Source organism: Azospirillum cavernae (assembly GCF_003590795.1).
In the GTDB taxonomy this organism is placed as follows: Bacteria; Pseudomonadota; Alphaproteobacteria; order Azospirillales; family Azospirillaceae; genus Azospirillum; species Azospirillum cavernae.
In genome coordinates, this window is record NZ_QYUL01000001.1 from 1410305 (window position 1) to 1428915 (window position 18611).

At 63.3% G+C, this 18611-nt stretch carries 14 protein-coding genes; 3 read left to right on the forward strand and 11 right to left on the reverse strand.

All coding sequences use genetic code 11. The features are described 5' to 3' along the window. Window positions 1-9 precede the first annotated feature (9 nt). The 9 genes from D3877_RS06515 to D3877_RS06555 all read right to left on the reverse strand — a co-directional run bounded on the left by D3877_RS06515 (window position 10) and on the right by D3877_RS06555 (window position 12115). On the reverse strand, window positions 10-450 hold the full coding sequence (locus tag D3877_RS06515) for a response regulator (RefSeq protein WP_119829865.1): 441 nt from the start codon (window positions 448-450) through the stop codon (window positions 10-12). After that, window positions 447-2105: a sensor histidine kinase gene (locus D3877_RS06520; protein WP_119829866.1), complete on the reverse strand. Its 1659-nt coding sequence runs from the start codon at window positions 2103-2105 to the stop codon at window positions 447-449. The genes D3877_RS06515 and D3877_RS06520 overlap by 4 nt, the downstream gene beginning before the upstream one ends. Then, the gene (locus tag D3877_RS06525) at window positions 2102-4447 is read right to left on the reverse strand and encodes a PAS domain-containing sensor histidine kinase (RefSeq protein WP_119829867.1); all 2346 of its coding nucleotides are present in this window, start codon (window positions 4445-4447) and stop codon (window positions 2102-2104) included. Before D3877_RS06525 ends, D3877_RS06520 begins: the two co-directional genes overlap by 4 nt. Before the next feature lie 194 nt (window positions 4448-4641). After that, window positions 4642-7122 (reverse strand): methyl-accepting chemotaxis protein, encoded by a 2481-nt coding sequence (locus D3877_RS06530; protein ID WP_119829868.1) that lies wholly within the window; start codon window positions 7120-7122, stop codon window positions 4642-4644. A gap of 246 nt (window positions 7123-7368) precedes the next feature. Next, window positions 7369-8712, reverse strand: coding sequence for an acetyl-CoA carboxylase biotin carboxylase subunit (gene accC / locus D3877_RS06535; protein WP_119829869.1), 1344 nt, complete (start codon window positions 8710-8712; stop codon window positions 7369-7371). A 19-nt stretch (window positions 8713-8731) separates the two neighbouring features. Beyond that, window positions 8732-9178, reverse strand: a complete 447-nt coding sequence (accB, locus tag D3877_RS06540; RefSeq protein ID WP_119829870.1) for an acetyl-CoA carboxylase biotin carboxyl carrier protein — start codon at window positions 9176-9178, stop codon at window positions 8732-8734. Between the two features lie 22 nt (window positions 9179-9200). Then, window positions 9201-9650: a type II 3-dehydroquinate dehydratase gene (aroQ, locus tag D3877_RS06545; protein ID WP_119829871.1), complete on the reverse strand. Its 450-nt coding sequence runs from the start codon at window positions 9648-9650 to the stop codon at window positions 9201-9203. Between the two features lie 94 nt (window positions 9651-9744). Continuing rightward, window positions 9745-10530: a substrate-binding periplasmic protein gene (locus D3877_RS06550; RefSeq protein ID WP_119829872.1), complete on the reverse strand. Its 786-nt coding sequence runs from the start codon at window positions 10528-10530 to the stop codon at window positions 9745-9747. A gap of 121 nt (window positions 10531-10651) precedes the next feature. After that, on the reverse strand, window positions 10652-12115 hold the full coding sequence (locus D3877_RS06555; protein WP_119829873.1) for a dynamin family protein: 1464 nt from the start codon (window positions 12113-12115) through the stop codon (window positions 10652-10654). A gap of 559 nt (window positions 12116-12674) precedes the next feature. Here D3877_RS06555 and D3877_RS30975 point away from each other — a divergent pair. Next, window positions 12675-13517: a helix-turn-helix domain-containing protein gene (locus D3877_RS30975; protein ID WP_420796881.1), complete on the forward strand. Its 843-nt coding sequence runs from the start codon at window positions 12675-12677 to the stop codon at window positions 13515-13517. A 164-nt stretch (window positions 13518-13681) separates the two neighbouring features. On the opposite strand, the gene mepK is transcribed toward D3877_RS30975, so the two are convergent. Beyond that, window positions 13682-14293: a peptidoglycan L,D-endopeptidase MepK gene (gene mepK, locus D3877_RS06565; protein ID WP_119829874.1), complete on the reverse strand. Its 612-nt coding sequence runs from the start codon at window positions 14291-14293 to the stop codon at window positions 13682-13684. Window positions 14294-14653: 360 nt separating this feature from the next. Here mepK and D3877_RS06570 point away from each other — a divergent pair, with 360 nt between their 5' ends. Next, complete coding sequence (locus tag D3877_RS06570; protein WP_119829875.1) at window positions 14654-15847, forward strand: L,D-transpeptidase family protein; 1194 nt, start codon at window positions 14654-14656, stop codon at window positions 15845-15847. Between the two features lie 204 nt (window positions 15848-16051). Next, window positions 16052-17803 (forward strand): polysaccharide deacetylase family protein, encoded by a 1752-nt coding sequence (locus D3877_RS30800; protein WP_274379608.1) that lies wholly within the window; start codon window positions 16052-16054, stop codon window positions 17801-17803. Between the two features lie 74 nt (window positions 17804-17877). Here the strand turns inward: D3877_RS30800 and D3877_RS06580 are convergent, their stop codons facing one another. Next, complete coding sequence (locus D3877_RS06580) at window positions 17878-18231, reverse strand: hypothetical protein (RefSeq protein ID WP_119829876.1); 354 nt, start codon at window positions 18229-18231, stop codon at window positions 17878-17880. Window positions 18232-18611: the final 380 nt, after the last annotated feature.

Below are 18611 nucleotides of genomic sequence, written 5' to 3' on the forward strand. Positions count from 1 at the left end.
CGCTCCCCGTCAGCGCGGCAACCGAACAACGCGGAACCAATATTCCTCCACGCTTTTGATTGCATCGAAGAAAGCGTCCATGTCCATTGGTTTGGTGATGAAACTGTTGGCGCCAAGCAAATAACTGGCGTTCACGTCGCGGTCAACATCCGAGGTGGTGAGGATCACCACGGGAATCGTTTTCAGATCGGAATCGGCCTTCAACTCCTGCAACACCGCCCGCCCATCCATGCGGGGCATGTTGAGATCCAGCAGGATCAAGTCGGGCCGGGGCGCGCCGGCAAACTGGTCCTTGCGGCGCAGAAAATCCATCGCCTCCACCCCGTCGCGGACATGGCTGACGCGGCACAGGATGCGCCCTTCGCGCAGCGCCCGCTTCGCCAAGCCCGCGTCGGCGGGGTCATCCTCGACCAGAAGAATATCAAACGGCGCGCTGTCGTCCTGAGTCACGAAAGACCTCGAAAGGGGTGATGCGGTAAGTACACGGAAAACACACTGCCGACGCCAGGGGTCGAATCCACGGTGATGCGCCCTCCCAGCCGTTCGACCATCTTGCGCGCGATGGCCAGCCCCATGCCGGTGCCGGGATGCTCATCGCGCCCGTGCAAGCGGCGGAACACTTCAAAAATCTGATCGCGAAACCGTGGGTCGATGCCGATGCCGTTGTCCCGCACGTCAATCACATCATACGCCTCTTTGCGACGATGGCTTATGCGGATTTCAGCCGCCCGATAGCTGTGCCGATACTCCACGGCGTTGCCAATCAGCACAACGAAGATCTCCCGCAAGCGCCGTTCGTCGGCCAGCACCATCGGCAGGTCGCTGGCGATCACCGTCGCCCCGGCTTCCGCGATGCGTTTTTTCAGCAACGCCAAGGCGTTGTGCAACGCTTCCTCCGCCAGGACTGGCGTGTTGGACAGCGGAACCCGGTCTTCGGCGAGGAAAAGCTGCACATCCCGCAACAGCATTTTCAACCGGCCAGCGCCATCGACGATTTCGCGGATGAAGCCTTCGCTTTCCTCATCCAACCGACCTTTTTGCTGCTTGTCCAACAGTTGAGCGTAGCTGGCGATGATGCGCAGCGGTTCTTGCAAATCATGGGCGGCGGCGTAGGCGAACTGCTCCATCTCGTTCTTCGCCCGACCAAGCTCGGCGGTGCGGCGTTCCACCAAGCTTTCCAGCGTTTGCCGACGGCTGAAGGCGAGAAAGGCCACCGTCTCGATCAGCAACGCCAAAACCAGATAGGCGGCCTGGAACGCCTGATAGGATTGGTCGCCGTGCGCCAACGTCAACCAACCCGCGCGCGCCGCGATGGCCAACTCCCAATGGCTGTCCGGCAAGATGATCCGCTCAGCCAGCGGATCACGCTGAAGCACGGCGGCGTCGCCCGCCACCTGTTGCCCGGCGTCGGTGCGAAGCACAAAGCCCAGATGGGACGGCACACGGTCAAAACGCACCTCGTCCAACACGGCGCGCAGATCAAAGACGATGCCCACCGCCCCCCAATGCCGCCCGCCCACGCCACCGTTCGCCACCACCTGCCGGGCGATCAACCCCTGCCCGCCCTGAATCAGCGTCACCGGGCCATGCATGGTGACGTCCAAGCTGACAATGGCCCGCTGCACCGTTTCGGCGAAGCCTGGGCGCGGATCCTGAAGCAGGTTGTTGCCCAGAACCTTTTCGTTCCCTTCCAACGGATGCACATAGCGGACAATGAAATCCGGCGCGGCGGAAATGTTGCGGACGCCGGGAACCGCCCGCCGCAACCCCTCCGCGAAACGGGGAAACTCCCTGGGCAATTGCCCGGATTCAGAGCCAACCTCGACAAAGGTGGTCAGACCACGGACCAAAGCCAGCCGTTCGTTCAGCGCGCTGGTCAAGGAACTCGCCAACGAGGCCGCCGTCAGCGCCGCCGCCGTCCGGTGCTCCGCCACCAGAAAGCGGGCGTAAACATTGGACACCCACAGATAAGCCACCAGCAGAAGCGCCGTCACCGCCGCCTGCGCCGCGATCACGGCGCCGACCCGCCGCACGCCCGATCCCATGACCCGAAATTTGCGCGCCGCCGCCGTTTCCAAAAACCAGCGCACCGCCACCGCAATCATGCCCCGTCCGCCGGTTGAGCATCCACCACCAGGGTTGGAAGCGTCAGGCGGAACAGGCTGCCGCCCGGCAGGTCATCCCTTGGCGGCTCCTCCACCCAGATATGCCCGCCATGATGCTCGACGATCTTCTTGCACACCGCCAGACCAACCCCGGTGCCTTCATACTCGTCGCGCCGATGCAGCCGTTGGAAAATGCCGAACACGCGCTCCCGATCATCGAAACTGATGCCGATGCCGTTGTCACGGACGTCGATCCGCCACCCGTCGGCGTGAGGAATCGCCGTCACCCGCACCACGGGCGCGCGATCCGGCGCACGGTATTTGACCGCGTTGCCAATCAGATTCTGGAACAACCGCATCAACTCGTTGTCGTCGCCGGACACGGTCGGCAGATCCTTCGCCACCACCACCACCGCGCCTGCGTCCTGGATCGCCACCTCCAGATTGAACAAGGCAAGATCGACAACCTCGTTCAGCGGCACCGGGCGGAAGGGTTTGGCTTTGCGGCCAACCCGCGAATATTCAAGGAGATCGACGATCAACCGATCCATGCGCTGGGCGCCGTCGCGGGCGAAATCGACGCACTCCCGCGCCTCCGCGTCCAGATCGTCGCCCATCGACCGTTCCAACAGCGTCAAATAGCTGTTGATGACGCGCAAGGGCTGCCGCAAATCATGCGACGCGACGTAGGCGAAGGCTTCCAACTCGGCGTTCGAGCGCTCCAACTCGCGGGTTTTCCGCTGCAATTTCTGCTCAGCCAGACACCGCTCCGTGATGTCGTGAACCAGAGACAGCAGCAGAAGGCGGCCATGCACCATGACCTTGCTGCTGTAGACCTCGACGTCGCGCACAGCGCCGGACGCCAAACGGTGGCGGAACTGAAAATGCTTGCGCCGTTCGGTCTTGGCGTTGCGCATTTCCTCGGCGATCTCTTGCTCACTCAGCGTGTTGATGTCGCAGATCCGCAGATCGCGCAACCGATCCAACGGATAGCCATAGAAGGCCGCCGCCGCCGGATTGGCGTCCACGATCCGCCCGCTTTCCGGATCCACAAGCAGCTTGATCGCGCAACTCGCCACAAAGATTTGCTCAAAAAGCTGTTGCCGTTCCAACAGGGCTTGCTCGGCGTGTTTGCGTTCGCTGATGTCCATCAACGCGCCGACGATTCCCGCCGGTTTGCCGCCAACCCGGCAATAGACCGCCTTGGAGAACAGCACGTCGCGCAGGGTTCCATCGGCGCAGCGCAATTGCGTTTCGTAGCTTTGCGGCTGTTGATCGGCCAACAGGGCGCGGTCGGCGGCCTCGTCGATTTCCGCCAGATCGGGCGGAGCGAGATCGAACACCGTCTTGCCGAACAGCGATTGCCGGTCGATCCCCATCCAGCGCTCAAACGCGCTGTTGGCGTCCACGTAATGGCCCAGCACGTCCTGCACGAAGATCGGCACCGGCACCGTGTCCAGCAGCACCCGCTGAAAGCCCGCGCGGTCGCTCAGCGCCTGTTCGGCCCGGCGGCGCACCGTCACATCCTCGATCACCCAGATGAAGCCCAGGGCCGGATCCCCGCCGCGCACCGAACGGCCAATCAGCCGACACCGGATGTTGGCGCCGTCGCTGCGCCGCATCATCGATTCCTCGTCGAAAATTCCCCCGGCCTCCAGAATCGGATAGGCCCGTCGCCCGACATCCTCATAAATCGCGTCATCGCCGTAGATCAGCCGGGAACTGGCGCCAATCAGCCCGTCCAACGGACGCAGAAAGATTTTGGCGATCGCGTCGTTGGCCCGCAGGATCCGCCGTTGAGCGTCCACCAGCACGACGCCAACCGGCGCGTTGTCGAGAATCGCGTTCAGTTGCAGACGGCTTTCCCGCAACTCCGCCTCAGCCTGCTTGCGGGCGGTGGTGTCGGTGTGGGTTCCGATCATCCGCAGCGGTTTGCCCGCCGCGTCCCATTCGACCACCCGGCCACGATCAAGCATCCACAGCCAATCGCCGTTCTTCGCCCGCACCCGGTGTTCGCATTGATAGGCCGGGGTCAACCCGTCGAGATGCGCCTGCACCACCGCCTGGACCATCGCCTGATCGTCGGGGTGAACACGGGTTTCCCAAAAACGGACATGCGGCTCGACCTCGCCAGGGGCGAAACCCAGCATGCTCTGCCAACGCGGACTGAACCAGACCGCCCCGGTCTGGATGTTCCAGTCCCACAGGCCATCGCCAACGGCGTCGATCACCAATTGCAGATGCGGCGTCGGTGGACGGCGCCGCGACGCCCCACTCTTAAAACGCAACGGACGAGTCTTGGGGAGGTTGGGCCGGAATCGAACCGGACAGGAGATCGCCATGATCCGAGCCTAGCTGTGCACCATCATCACGAACGGAAAGAAGCACGCGAACCGTGCCTCCTTCCGCTCTCGCAACCGCCACTGTAATCACCGCCGATCACCACCGCAGTCTGCAAAATGTCACAGGCATTATGGTAGTCGGTTGTTCAAGCCACGAGCAAGGGTTCACCGCAGTCAGCCGTGACGGGAAAGCGTCATGCGGCGACATCAATCGGGGCAAGCCCCTTCGTCGCCGTCGCCACCGCTTGAGCGAAATCCTGCGCGCACTCCTGGTCGAACGCAAGATGGACGCGGTTCCGCTCCACCGCCTTGACGAACACGGCGGTTTCCGCACCAAAACGGTCCAACCGCAGAATCCCACGCATCCCCACCGTCAACCCACCTTCAACCCCAGTCACGGGATCGATCATGGCGCCGCCCGACGACAGATTGTGAATGGCGACAGGGTGACGCCCGCCGCCGATCAGCAGCGCGCCCGCCTCGTCCACCCGGAAACGCGGTTTGCGGCGGCGATCCGCGTCGCCGGTCGAGGTGCGGACCACGCGGACCAGGACCTGACGCAGATCTTCGATGGCGCGGGCGACGTCGCTGGAGCCATGCTTCACTTGGCTGGCCTGTTCGCCGGTGTGGTCCGCCTCCTCCGACACTGAGGCGATGCGGCGTGACACCTCCTGCGCGGCGGTCGAGGTTTCCACTACGTTGCGGCTGATTTCCTGCGTCGCCGCCGTCTGCTCCTCCATCGCGGCGGCGATGGAACCGGCGATGTGGTCGATTTCGGCGATGGTCGCGCCGATTTCCTCAACCGCCCGGACCGCCTCCGACGTCACCGTTTGAATCGCGGCGATCTGCCGGGTGATCTCTTCGGTCGAGGCCGCCGTCTGATTGGCGAGATTCTTGACCTCGCTGGCGACCACGGCGAAGCCCTTGCCCGCCTCGCCCGCCCGCGCCGCTTCGATGGTGGCGTTCAAAGCCAACAGATTGGTCTGCCCCGCGATGGATTGAATCAGATTGACCACGTCGCCAACCTTGGCCACCGTTTCCGACAGCGAACGGATGGTGATCTGGGTCGCGTGCCCGTTTTCCACCGCCCGCCGGGTCACGGCGCTGGAATGGGCGACCTGGGCGGAAATCTCCCGGATCGAAGCCGCGAGCTGCTCGCTGGCCGCCGCCACCGTTTGCGCGTTGGCCAACGCCTGCCCGGCGGCGGACGCCACCGTCTGGGCGTTCAGGCTGACCCGCTCCGCCGAACCGGACATCCCCTCCGCGTCGGTCGCCATCGCGCCCGTGCGCGCCGCGACCTCCTCCACCGCCCGCCCGGCTTCGCGCTCAACGGTCGAGGCCATGGTTTCCAACGCGCGGCGGCGGTCCTCATCCGCCTGCCGGGCGCGCTCGACCCTCTCCTGCACCGAATAGCCGAGCCGGGCTTTCAAACCACGCAACTGGCCGGTCAATGGGTGGAATTCAACGGCGGTCGGCAAGTCGATGATGTGCGCCTGATCGTTGCGGGCGATGGCGTCGAAATCAGCGGTGAAGCGCTCCAGCGGCTTGCGCACCGAACGCAGCAACAACAGGCCGCACAGGATCGCCGCCAGCAGCACGCCAATTCCGGCCACCACGCTGAAGCTCAGATGCCAGCGGAAATCCGCCGCCGCCGCCTCGTAATCGGCCTTGGCCACCCGGATTTGCAGATCCAGCAGCGCGCGGTTGGTGGCATGCGCCGCGTCAAACAGCGTCGCCGCCTTGTCGCGCACCAGCACTTCCAACCGCAGCGAATCGCCGCCCTTGGCCAACTCCAGCGCCGGGGTCAGAAGATCGCGCTGGAAGGCGGCGCGCTGCGCGGCGAAGCGCTCAGCCAAAACTCGGCCTTCCGCCGTCAGGTCGCTTTTCAGGCACTCCGCCCACAGGCTGTCGATGGTCGCGGTGTTGCTGGCGATTCGCGCCGCGCGGCTCTCCAGCACCTTGGCGTCGGCCCCGTCACGGGTGTCGATCACCAATTGCTGAAGCGTCTGAATCTGGTCGCGCATGTGGTCAAGGATGTCGCCGATCCGCACCGCCGGAACCGTGCGGTCCTCGTAAACCGCCTTCAAGGATCCGTTGGAATCGGCCATGCCGGTCAAGGTCACGCCGCCAACCGCCAGCATCGCCAGGATCATGAAAGCGAAAATGATGGTCAGCCGCCCGGCGACACTGCCCGCCCAGCGCCCCAACGCGGCGACCGGACCACGGTGGATCGCCTGCCCGTCACGCACCAACAGATGGGGCGCCCGCCCCTGGCGGATGTCGGCGTAGAGCGCTTCCGCCGCTGCGATCTGCTCACGCGACGGTTTGGTGCGGATGGAGATGTAGCCTGTGACTTGCCCCGCCTCGACCACCGGAGTCACATTCGCCCGCACCCAATAGAAATCGCCGGTCTTGGTTCGGTTCTTGACCAGCCCCTCCCACGGACGCCCGTCCTTCACCGTCGCCCACAAATCGGCGAAGGCCGCCGACGGCATGTGCGGGTGACGGATCAGATTGTGCGGCGCGCCGATCAACTCGCCTTCCGCATAGCCGCTGATTTCGACAAACGCCTTGTTCACGAAGGTGATCCGCCCGGCGGTGTCGGTGCGGGACACCAGCAGCACGCCGTCCGCCATCTCGACTTCACGGGTGGTGATCGGTTCGTTCAGGCGCATGGTCGTGAACTCGCTGAGTTGAGAGTGCAAGGGTGGCGCAAGCCGGGCGTGTGGACGAATGGTTGGCTGTCTAAGTTTCCCCCTCTCCCCCCGCACTGACGCAGATCAAATCCGCGCAACATGCATATCAAATTAGATATTTCATATGAATGCATTGACATATTAGATTAGAGACCAAACAAAAAGCCCTCCGTCCGGGTTGGACGAAGGGCTTTTTACTTTGAAGCCGAACTGTTTAGGCTGAGGTCATTGCCCCTTGGCCATCAACTGTTCCAGCCAATGGATGTCGTAATTGCCGTCCTTGAACGCCTGTTCGGCGATGATCCGGCTGTGCAGCGGCAAGGTGGTCTGGATGCCGCCGATCACATACTCTTCAATCGAGCGGCGCAGACGCATCAGGCACTCGTTGCGCGTCGTGCCATGGACGACCAGCTTGGCGATCAAGCTGTCGTAATGGGACGGCACGCGGTAGCCGTCATAAAGCGCCGAATCGACGCGCACGCCCAAACCGCCGGGCGCGTGGTAGCCGTCGATCTTGCCCGGCGACGGGAGGAAGGTTTCCGGATTTTCCGCGTTCACCCGGCATTCGATGGCGTGGCCTTCAAAGCGGATGTCGGATTGCCCATAGCCCAGCGGTTCCCCGGCGGCGACGCGGATCTGCTCGCGCACCAGATCGACGCCGGTGATCATCTCGCTGATTGTGTGTTCGACCTGAAGGCGGGTGTTCATTTCGATGAAATAGAACTGTCCGTCTTCGTAGAGAAACTCCATCGTGCCGACGCCGCGATAGCCGATGGCCGCCGTGGTCTTGGACGCCAGCGCGCCGATGAAGGCCCGCTGCTCAACCGTCAAGGCCGGGCTGGGCGCCTCTTCGATCACCTTCTGGTGACGGCGCTGCACCGAACAGTCGCGCTCGCCGAAATGCACGCAATGGCCGTGCATGTCGGCCAGAAGCTGAATTTCGATGTGGCGGGGCCGACCCAGGTATTTTTCCAGATAGACTTCGTCGTTGCCGAAGGCGGCGCGCGCCTCGCCACGGGCCAACTGGTAGGCTTCCTTGATCTGGTCGGGGTTGCGGGCGACCTTCATGCCCTTGCCGCCGCCGCCCGCCGCCGCCTTGATGAGCACCGGATAGCCGACGCTGTGGGCGACCGCCTCGGCCTCCTCCAGCGTCGTGACCGGGCCATCGGAGCCGGGCACCACGGGAAGCCCCTGCTCCATCACCGTCTTCTTGGCCGTCACCTTGTCGCCCATGATCCGGATATGCTCCGGGGTGGGGCCGATGAAGGTGAAGCCATGCTCCTCCACCATTTCGGCGAAGGTGGCGTTTTCCGACAGGAAACCGATGCCGGGATGGATGGCGTCGGCGTTGGTGATCGACGCCGCCGACAGGATCGCCGGAATGTTCAGGTAGCTTTCCCGCGCCGAGGCCGGGCCGATGCACACGCTTTCATCCGCAAGCCGGACATGCATGGCGTCGGCGTCGGCGGTGGAGTGCACCGCGACGGTCTGGATACCCATTTCGCGGCAAGCGCGGTGAATGCGCAGAGCAATTTCACCACGGTTCGCGATCAGAACCTTTTCAAACATCGCCAAGGGATGGCTCCGCTTATTCGATGATGAGGAGGACTTCGCCGAACTCGACCGGCTGGGCGTCGCCGACCAGAACCTCGACCACCGTGCCGCCGCGCGGCGCCTTGATCGGGTTCATGACCTTCATCGCCTCGATGATGAGAACCGTTTGACCGGCCTTCACCACGTCGCCGGGACGAACGAAGGGGGTCGCGCCCGGTTCCGCCGCCGTGTAGGCGGTGCCGACCATCGGCGAGGTGACGGCGCCCGGATGGTTGCCCGGCTTGACCGCAGCCACAACCGGCGCCGCAGCGACCGGAGCCGCCGCGACCGGCGCGTGGGCGACCGTAACCTGGGGGGCCGTCGGGCGGGTGACGCGGATGCGCTTTTCGCCTTCGGCGAACTCGATCTCGCTCAAGCCCGTCTCACGCAAGAGTTCCGCCAGCTTGCGGACCAGATCGCCGTCGATGTCGAAGCTCGCCATGATGTCAGTCGTTCCCGTTTCCTTAATCGCGGTCGATGATGTTCGCGATGGCGTCGAGCGCCAGAAGATAGCCATGCGGCCCAAACCCGCAGATCATGCCCTTCGCCACCGGCGAAATATAGGAATGATGACGGATCGGTTCACGCTTGAAGATGTTGGACAGATGCACCTCGATCACCGGCAGCTCTGACAGGATCAGCGCGTCCATGATGGCGACCGAGGTGTGGGTGTAGGCGCCGGCGTTGATGACGATGCCGTCATGTTCCGTGCGGGCCTGCTGGATCCATGTGACCAGCTCGCCCTCATGGTTCGACTGCCGGAAGTCGATGGTCAATCCGGCCTGCTCCGCCCGCTCATGGCAGGCGGCCTCCAGGTCGTCAAGCGTCATCGAGCCGTAGATTTGCGGCTCGCGAACTCCCAGCATGTTCAGATTGGGTCCGTTGAGGACCAGAACCGACGCGTCGATGGCCACGGCCCGCGCCCCCTTCCAAGATCGAAACCGCGCGTTTATAGCACGCCGCGCCGCGCTGTCCATGGCGACCGCGCGCTTTGCCCCCGGAAATCGTTCAGCGTGGGGCGACGGCGGTGTGTCGGGCCAGCATTTCCTGGTAAACGTCGCTGCTTTTCAGCGCCCGCAGCCCCTCATTGAAACCCGCCAGGATCGCCGGAGCGTCCGGCGTCACCCGCCCGACGATCAGATGCAGCGACACCGTGGCGTACGGTCGTTCCGCCACCCGAATGTCGTTGATGACTCCGGCGTGAATCACCGCCGTGCTGCCGGTGTATTCGTCCAGCACAAAGGCGTCGGCCCGCCCGGTGGCCACCATCCGCACACAGGCCGTCAGGTCCGACGGCGATTCCCGAGTCAGTTCGCCTTGACGAACCATGGCGTCCAGTTCAATCGGCAGGGCGAAGCCGATGGGCGCGCAGACCACCCGCCCCCGGAAATCCTCCGGCCCGCTGAAGCTCATCCGCGTGTGGGTGGACATATAGACAAACTGCCGCACCTCGATCAGCGGATCGGAGAACAGGGCGTCGCGTTCACGCTCCGGAGTCCGGACGAAGGGAAAGCTGGCCAGAAAGCGCCCGGAGACCACCCCGTCATAGCCCCGTTTCCAGGGCACAAAACGCACCCCATAGCTCCGGCCCGCCGCCTTGAAGGCCCGCTGAACCAATTCGGTCATCAGCCCGCCTTGCGGCAGGTCGTCGCCGGTGAAGGGGGCGAAGTTGGGTCCGGTGACAAGCTCCGGCATCACGGTGGAAAGCTCAGCCCTGACCGGCCCAGCCACCACCGTCAACAGCCCGACCGCGACCAGCGCGCCGCGCAGGGCGCTGGTCCAATGATGGCTCATCCCCCTCGCTCCCCAACACAGGCGCCGAGCGCTGATCCGAAAAAGAATACCCGAGTATCGTTAGGTGTAGGCGGTTCGTGGCGGCCCTGTAAAGTCTCTTCTCTGGCCCGCCAACTCCCCTTTAGGCTGTCGGGCCGGGCTTGTCGCGTCGTCCGGCGGGATCGGTGTAGAGATCGTTGATGCGTTGAACATGCACCGCCGTCGCCTCGCCGATGGCGAAAATCCGCTTCTTGGCCCTGGCGTTCCACCCCGCCGGGCGCTTGGCGAAAATCGAACGGAAAAAGCGCGTGTTCTTCAAAAAAGCCTGCCGCAAATTGAGATCCACATCGCCAAACCGCTCGGGCAAGGACAGGGCCACCCGGCGGCCCAGGAGGGAACGCAGCCAGAAATGACCGGACAGGAACAGCGCGCCGCACAGCGCCGCCGCTCCGGCCAGTCGGACCGGCAACTCCCAGAACCACAACGGGTTGATCTCCATCAGCCAATCGGCAAAGCCGGACACGCCGCCGCCAACCAGTTGCGCCACGCCAATGAGCAGACCGGCCAACAGCGCGAGCCACACGGCGTCCGCCACCAGCACCCGACGACGCCAGCGGGCGATGGCGTCGCTCAGCGTCGGCGCCACCTCCCCTTCCAGCTCTTTGACGAGGCTGTCGATCGAGCCGACGATGCGGTAGGCGCGCGCCACCTCCACCTCGGCGATGCGCGCGTGTATATCCGCCAGATCGGCGTCGCGCCGGGCCTCGTACCGCAAGCGCCGGGCCTCGTCCTCGATCACCACCGCCGATTGGGAATCATAAATGGCGTAGAAGCGACCCGACACCAGACCCGCCTGAGCGATGGCCCGCTGCCAGGCGCCGAACACCGCCTCCAGATTGTCTTCCTTCGCGGTCGTGTCCACCTGATTTAGGATGTAGCAAACCTTTCGCGCGTCGGCCCGGTTGACCGTCTTGGCCACCAGATGACGCAGCGTGTCCTGCATGGCCCCGGGTTCAGGGTGGCGAGCGTCAAAGAAGACCAGCACGAGATCGGACAGATCGACGATGTGATCGACCAGACGCAACACCGAGCGTCGCTGGTCGTCGGCGTCAAAGCCCGGCGAATCGACGAAGATCTTGCCCTTGGTCCGCGCGCCGCTGACGGCTTTCAGTTGCAGGTAATTGTCGATGCGTTTGCCTTCGCCCGAAGCCACCTTCTCGATCTCGTCGGAGATGCGGTAGAAGGGAAAGCGTGGGTCGGCGTTCAACGCGGTGCCGGGCAACGCCTCCTTCCGGGTTTGCTGGCCATGGCAAATCACCGTGAACTTGTCGTCCACCGCCTGATTGCCGGTGCTTTGCAGCGCCTCGCCCAAATAGCCGTTGATGAAGGTCGATTTGCCCGCTGAAAAGGTGCCGAGCACCGCCACCATCGGCCACCAGGGGATCCGCGTGGTCAGCGATTCATACGGACCGATCAGCCCCAACCCGGCGAGCAGCCGATCAAAGGCGCGGAAGGTTGGAAGAACCGGCAGCAGGTTCGGATTTTCCGCGCGCAGATGAGCGTCCAACGCGGCGAGTCGCTGTTGAAGGGCTTGCCTGGGAGTCATGGCCGAGGGTCGTCCCACATGGTTTGGGCCAAAATCTATTGGCGCACTGTCTAGCACGAGGCAGGCATGCGCCGGGCAGGAAAACGCGCGAACCCATCTGGGCATCTCCGCCCCCCGCGCGCCCTCTTCGATGTCATGGGCCTGGGCAAACGCGGTTGATGTTGGTTATCAATATATTAACGACTGCGAACCAAATGTTTGCGTTGCGCGGACGGATGGACGGCTTTCATTGCGATGCGCGAATTTCCGACCAAAGAAAATTTGGTTGAAAAACAGAATTTTCTCTTCAATTATTTAAAACAAATTCACCGCGAACAGATTTTCTGTATTTTTTTCTTGTAACAGGACAATTTTCGCCGGGAACCATTCGCCCCCAAACAAAATGAGGAGCAACAATAGGCTCCAAGCCAACCGCAGACACAACACAAAACGGGCGTCGTTCATTTGCGCCACTCACATATCGGCATATTGCTCGTGACATCGCAGAATAATTCAATTTTGCAACAGACTTTCGACCACCGAATGTTGCCGTCCCGCCGCAGCCCTATCGGAATATGACATGGAGAATCGAATATTAAAAAGTTTCCTCTTGAAACAGGACAAAGGACGTGCAAACAATCTCTTCGTTCTCGCAAAGAGCAAGCTTCGTTTCAAAGCCATTTTAAAGCATTGGAGACCATTGGAAATGACGGGACCGACGGCGCGCAAGAGAGGGCGACGCGGATCGCCAGAATCCTGGTCTGTTGACGCCCATGTTGGTCAACGGGTGCGGATGCGCCGAACCTTATTGGGCATGAGCCAGGAAAAATTGGGTGAGGCCATTGGCCTGACATTTCAACAGGTTCAAAAATACGAACGCGGATCAAACCGCATTTCTGCCGGAACGTTGTATCGGCTGGGCCAAGTCCTTGACGTTCCCGTCAGTTTCTTTTTTGATTGCTACGACGATCCCGACCACCCCAGAGCCTCCTCCGGTAGGGAAGACGCGTCGTCGATCAACGACAGCCAGATCAGCCGTCGGGAAGCCCGCCTGTTGCGTCTGTGGCGCGCCGCGCCCAGTCACGTGTCGGACGAGTTGCTGTCCCTCTTGTCATCTCTGTCGCCCGGGATTCGTGAACAGCAGGACAGCGGCGATTCCGTCACCAGTCGCCCCGACCTGAGCGCGCCGTCGAATGACGCGACCTTCAAATCCGTGAATTCCTCAGAAGATGGCCGTTCAACCGGCAAGGACGCGACCGCTCGCGCGACGTCTCGGCACGCACGCATCGACACGCCGCCCCGTCTGAAACCAGCGGCGGACGGCGCCAACGGAAAAGATGGAGCCAAACCTCGGCGGCGCCATGGCGCAGTCTGGGATCCGACAGACATCATGCGCGCCAGCAAAATTCCGCCGCGAGAATAGAGCAGCGGGGTCAGCCTCCGCCCGCGCGGCGCCCAACTCACCAAACGCCCAAAAAGAAAAACCCGGCGAACCATGCGGTCGCCGGGTTTTCTTTTGAAACATCGAAGGCGCCCTTTATGGCCCCAAAGAGTCCATAAACGGGCGCAAAGTCGTCTCGACCGCGCTCACCAGGTGCGAACCGGCCCCACATCCAGATGAACGAAGCCACTGCGCGGGTAGTAACCGACACCACCAACCTGCATGGACTTCGCCACCTCCGAAATGCCGCGCAACTGGGCGTCGGGCAGACGGATGTCGATGGCCATGCCACGGGTGTGGTAGCTTTCCTTGGCCACGCCACGCGACCGGCGCCGGGCCATCGCGTTGGTGCGACGCGAGCGGAAGCCGCAAATCACCTCGAACGGCGCGTCGGAATCGACGGTGGCGTGAACACGCGCCAACAGATCGAACAGGCGCGGATCGTAATGGCACACCTGCTTGGCGCGATGGTCGCGCAGCAAGACGTCCAGCTTTTTCAGCGCATCGGGCTTGTAATTGCCGTCGGCCCAATAGACGCCCTCGAAACTCTCGCGGGTGTTCACATTGTGCAGAGCGATGCGGCGAACCGATCCGACCAAGGGAGCCGCTTCAACCGGCGACGCCCCAAGAACAACCGGGGCGACCGTGGCCGTGACGACCGAAGGAACCGCCGCCGCCGAAAGAGCCGCTGCGGCAAAGCTCAGGAAACCGCGCCGCCCCATGATTGGAGCTGCACGCTCATCATCCCCCAAAAGCATCCCGAAACCTCTTTGGCTGTGCGTGACTGGCGAGTCGCATGGCGCCCGCAACCGGCCCACGACCGACCACCAGCGCCGATCCGGGACGTTCCAATTTCTGGTAATCTTCCCCGGACGGTTATCCGTATAGGGAACCCCTGAGGCCCACGCAATCGAAAAATTCCGCAACTGTGTTTAAAATGCACGGGTGTTTTCGACCCACTTTGGCACGGAGTTGGCAGGAAGGTCACAGTTCGAAACCATATCGTGCCTTTGCCGCCCCACGCCTCGCCTTCTGCGCTTCCCATGCATAGATTGCTTCTGCACCGTCAGAACAGGGTTCCACGCACAGGACGCCCGCCTGGATAAAGGATCGTTCGCATGTCCGCAGTCACCGCAGCCCGCAAATCCTGGACGTTGTCTAACGCCCGGCCACTTGCCGTCTTCGCTGGGATTGCCGGGATCGTCTTTGGGCTGCTGATGATTGCTCCCACCGTCAAGGCCGCTCCGTATCGGGACACCTTGACCCAATGGGCCGACCGGCTGGACGCGGTCGCCCTGGAGACGGACAGCAAGCCGGATCTGAAAAGCGCGCGCATCGGCGACGGCGCTCTGTTGAAAAAAGGCAGTTCGGGGGAACGAGTCGCCCGCCTCTCCTTGCGCCTGATCGAACTGGGCCATCTGCCCGCCGACCAAGCGACCGACCAGTTCACCCGCGTGATCGACGACGCCGTTCGCGCCTTCCAGCTTGCCCAGAATATGCGCCCCGATGGGCTGGTCGGCGGCGGCACCCGCGCCGCGCTCGACCGCAGCCCGGCGGAGGCCGCCGCGCAAATGCGCCAAAGCGCCACGGCGATGCGCGCTTTCCGTGACACGGCCCCCGACACGATTCTGCTGGTCAATCTGCCCGACCAGACCACGACGCTGGTCCGTGGTGGTGAAACGACGCTGACCATGCGCGCCATTGTTGGCCGCCCATCGCGCTCCACCCCGCTTCTCCAGGACCAAATCACCCATGTGATCGTCAACCCGACTTGGACCGTTCCGCCCACCCTGCTGAAGGAAGACAAGCTTCCCATGCTGCGGTCCAAGGGCACGCCGGGGATCCAGCACGCCACCATTTACCTGGATGGGGTCGAAGTCGCGCCGGAAACCGTCGATTGGAACACGGTGACGCCGGGCCGTGTCCGCATCGTCCAGCAGCCGGGCAATCACAACGCGCTGGGCCGTTTTCGCTTCAACCTGACCAATCCGTACAGCATCTATCTGCACGGCACCAACGAACCACATCTGTTCGACCGTGAGGTGCGGACGATCAGTTCCGGCTGCGTCCGGCTGGAAGACGCCCGCAAAATGGCGGAAATCCTGCTGGCCGACGTCAACGTGACCCCCGACCGCATCAACCGCATGCTGGACAAGCCTGAACCGCAATGGGTCAAGCTGGCGCAGCCGATTCCGGTGCAGTTCGTCTATTGGACAGCCACGGTGGATGAGAGTGGGGCCGTGCATCTTCACCCCGATGTCTATGATCGGGCTGACGAAACTGCGTCCACGTCTCCCGCCTCGCGCGCGTGAGCAACCAATCCGGACCGGGACACCCTCCCGGTCCGCAACCTTTCATAGCTTACGGCGTTTCACAATGGCAACGCCTGCCCGGAAATTGCCACAAATCCACTTCTTTTCCTGCTTGTCATTTGAAATAAGACCTTCGTGATGTTATTCACCCGGACCTATGAGCGGTCCTGCGGCTAGTGGCTGGGCCAACAGACGGAACACGACATGTTGAGCTTGCCCGGACCAGCCGCCTTCCAGCCCAACCGCCGCTCCCGGCGGCGCTCCATGGGGCAAGTGGTTGCGTTGACTTTGCTGGGGTCGTTGCTTGCCCTGCCCGCCTTTGGCCAGACTCGCGGCGACAGCAAGCCCCCGTCGGCCAGCAGCGCGTCGTCCGCAAAATCCGGAAAATCCACCGTCGCGAAGGCGTCGGCATCCAAAACCTCCACCGCCGACCGCAAAGCCGTCACCAAGGTCGGCGACGGCAAAGCCACGCTCGCCAAGGGCGCGGCCTCCGTCGCCCTGCCCGCCGCCGCCACCGCGCCCGCGACAACCGCTCCCATCGGCAAGACGTCGTCTGGCCGTTCGCTGCAACTTGGCTTGTTCTCCCGCGAAAGCGACGCTTGGTACGCCTGGGAAAGCTTGCAACGCCGACAGCCCGAACTGACACGGGATTTGAAGGCTGGCGTTTCCTTTCTCGACGGCAAGACCGAAGCCAGCGGCGCCGTTCTGCGCGCGGCGACGGTTGGCGACGTTGACGCGCAACGGCTGTGCCGCCGCATCGTCGGCGCTGGGTTTGGTTGCCTGATCGTCGACGCGCCCGCCGTGTCCACCGTCGCCACGACCGGCATGGAACCGGCCAAAGCCGCCACGCCGCAGCCGCCCGCCGCGACGGCTCCGGTCACGGCGACAGCTCCGGTCAGCACCATCACCGTCCCCGTGGCGAAGATTCCCCCCTCCGTTCCGGTTCCGGCCTCGGCCCCAGCCGTCTCCCTCCCCCCGGCGGCGGTCCCGGCGACCGCAACCCCACCCGCCGCGCCGCCATCGCCTGCAACGCCGATCCCGCCAAGCGCCATCGCCCAAGCCCCAGCGACCGGCTCGCTCACCCCGTCGGCGCTCGCCCCGATCAGCGCGGCGCAGGCCGCGCCGCTGGCGCCGCCGCCCGGCATGATCGCCGCCACGCCGCCCCCCGAAGGCACGGTGATTTACACCGAAGAAGACGCTCGGACGATGGCCGACATTGAGCAGCACAGCCGCAGCAAAGGCCGCTTGCGCTCGGTGATGCCGGATTCGCGTCTGGATGTCATGCCCGCGACCTTGAAGCGGGAGGGCTGGAATCTCTGCGCTCTGACTTTCGACGACGGCCCCCACCGCACCGTCACCCGGCAGGTTCTCGACGTTCTCAACCGCGAGAAGGTCCCCGCCACCTATTTCCCGGTGGGGCGCGTCGCCCAGCACCAGGGCGACCTGATCCGCGACTTCATCGCCAGCGGTCACGAGATCGGCAACCATAGCCTGACCCACTCTGATCTGCGCCCAATGGGGGTTGAGGCCCAACGCTACGAGATCGCCGAAACCAACCGCATTCTACGCAGCTTTGGCGCCAACCCAGTGCTGTTCCGCCCGCCCTATGGCCGTTATTCCAACGAGTTGTTGGGCGTCGCCCGCGCCGAACAGATGAGTTCGGTGCTGTGGACGGTGGACACCCGCGATTGGAAGGTGCGCAACGCGGACAAGATCGTCGAGCACATCAGGACCGCCGCCGGAATCGGCAGCGTTTTCCTGATGCACTCCACCTACGCCAGCACGGCGGAGGCCCTGCCGCGCGTCATCGCCGAATTGCGCAACAAGGGCTGCGAGTTCGTCACCCTGTCGGAATGGCTGGAGCGCATGCGCACGCTGGCCCTGCCAAAGATCGTCAACGCCGGAATGCCGTCACCGGCCCCAACCGCCAGCACGCCGCCCGCCGCGCGCAACTGAGCGCGGGCGCGCCTCGCCGGACAATGCTGACTGAACAAAGGCCCCGACGCCTTCCAAGCGTCGGGGCCTTTGTGTTACTTCCCGCCCTGCTGCTTGCTGCGGATCTGCGCGTATTTGCGGATGACGTCCTCGACCTCGGTCGGCAGCATGGTCCAGACGCCGACCAGCTTGCCACCCTGGGTGTCGGTCACGGCGATGGTCGCCGCGAAGCTGAATTTGCCGGCAGGATCATCGACCCTGACCGTCACGCGGGCGTTCTGCCCCTGGATCAGCGATCCGTCGAAGGCCTTGGTGGCGAAGCCCTTGGTGGTTAGGGCGGCGATCGGAAAGCTGCGGCCATCAAACTCGATGACGCTGACCGCCATACGGGCAGGTTTGGCCGGTTTCTTGTCCTTCACCGCAACTTTCAAAAAATCAAACAAGCCCATGGCTGTCCGCTCCACCCGTCAAGCTCTCTGGCGGGGTCCGCCAAACGCCGGATCATTAAACGCAGAGCGGCCAGAACGGGCAACCGTTTCGTCGTGCGACCATCCGCAGCGTCCCGCCCACTCTCTCCACAGAGTCTGTGGATAAGTGTGTTGAGAAGTCCAGGGCATCCCCGATTCGGCGCAGCGCTTTCAAGGGTTGCGGTAGGTTTGCCTAAAAAATAGGCATTTTTGGTAAGCCGTTGATATTGCTTTAAAATTACATTTTCCTGCTGCACCGCCCCGCTCAGGCGTGTCAAATGGAATCTGCACATCATCGGCGCTTGCGACAAAAACACTGCCCCATGTGCCCTGTTGACAACTGAACGGGGCATTGACCGTCC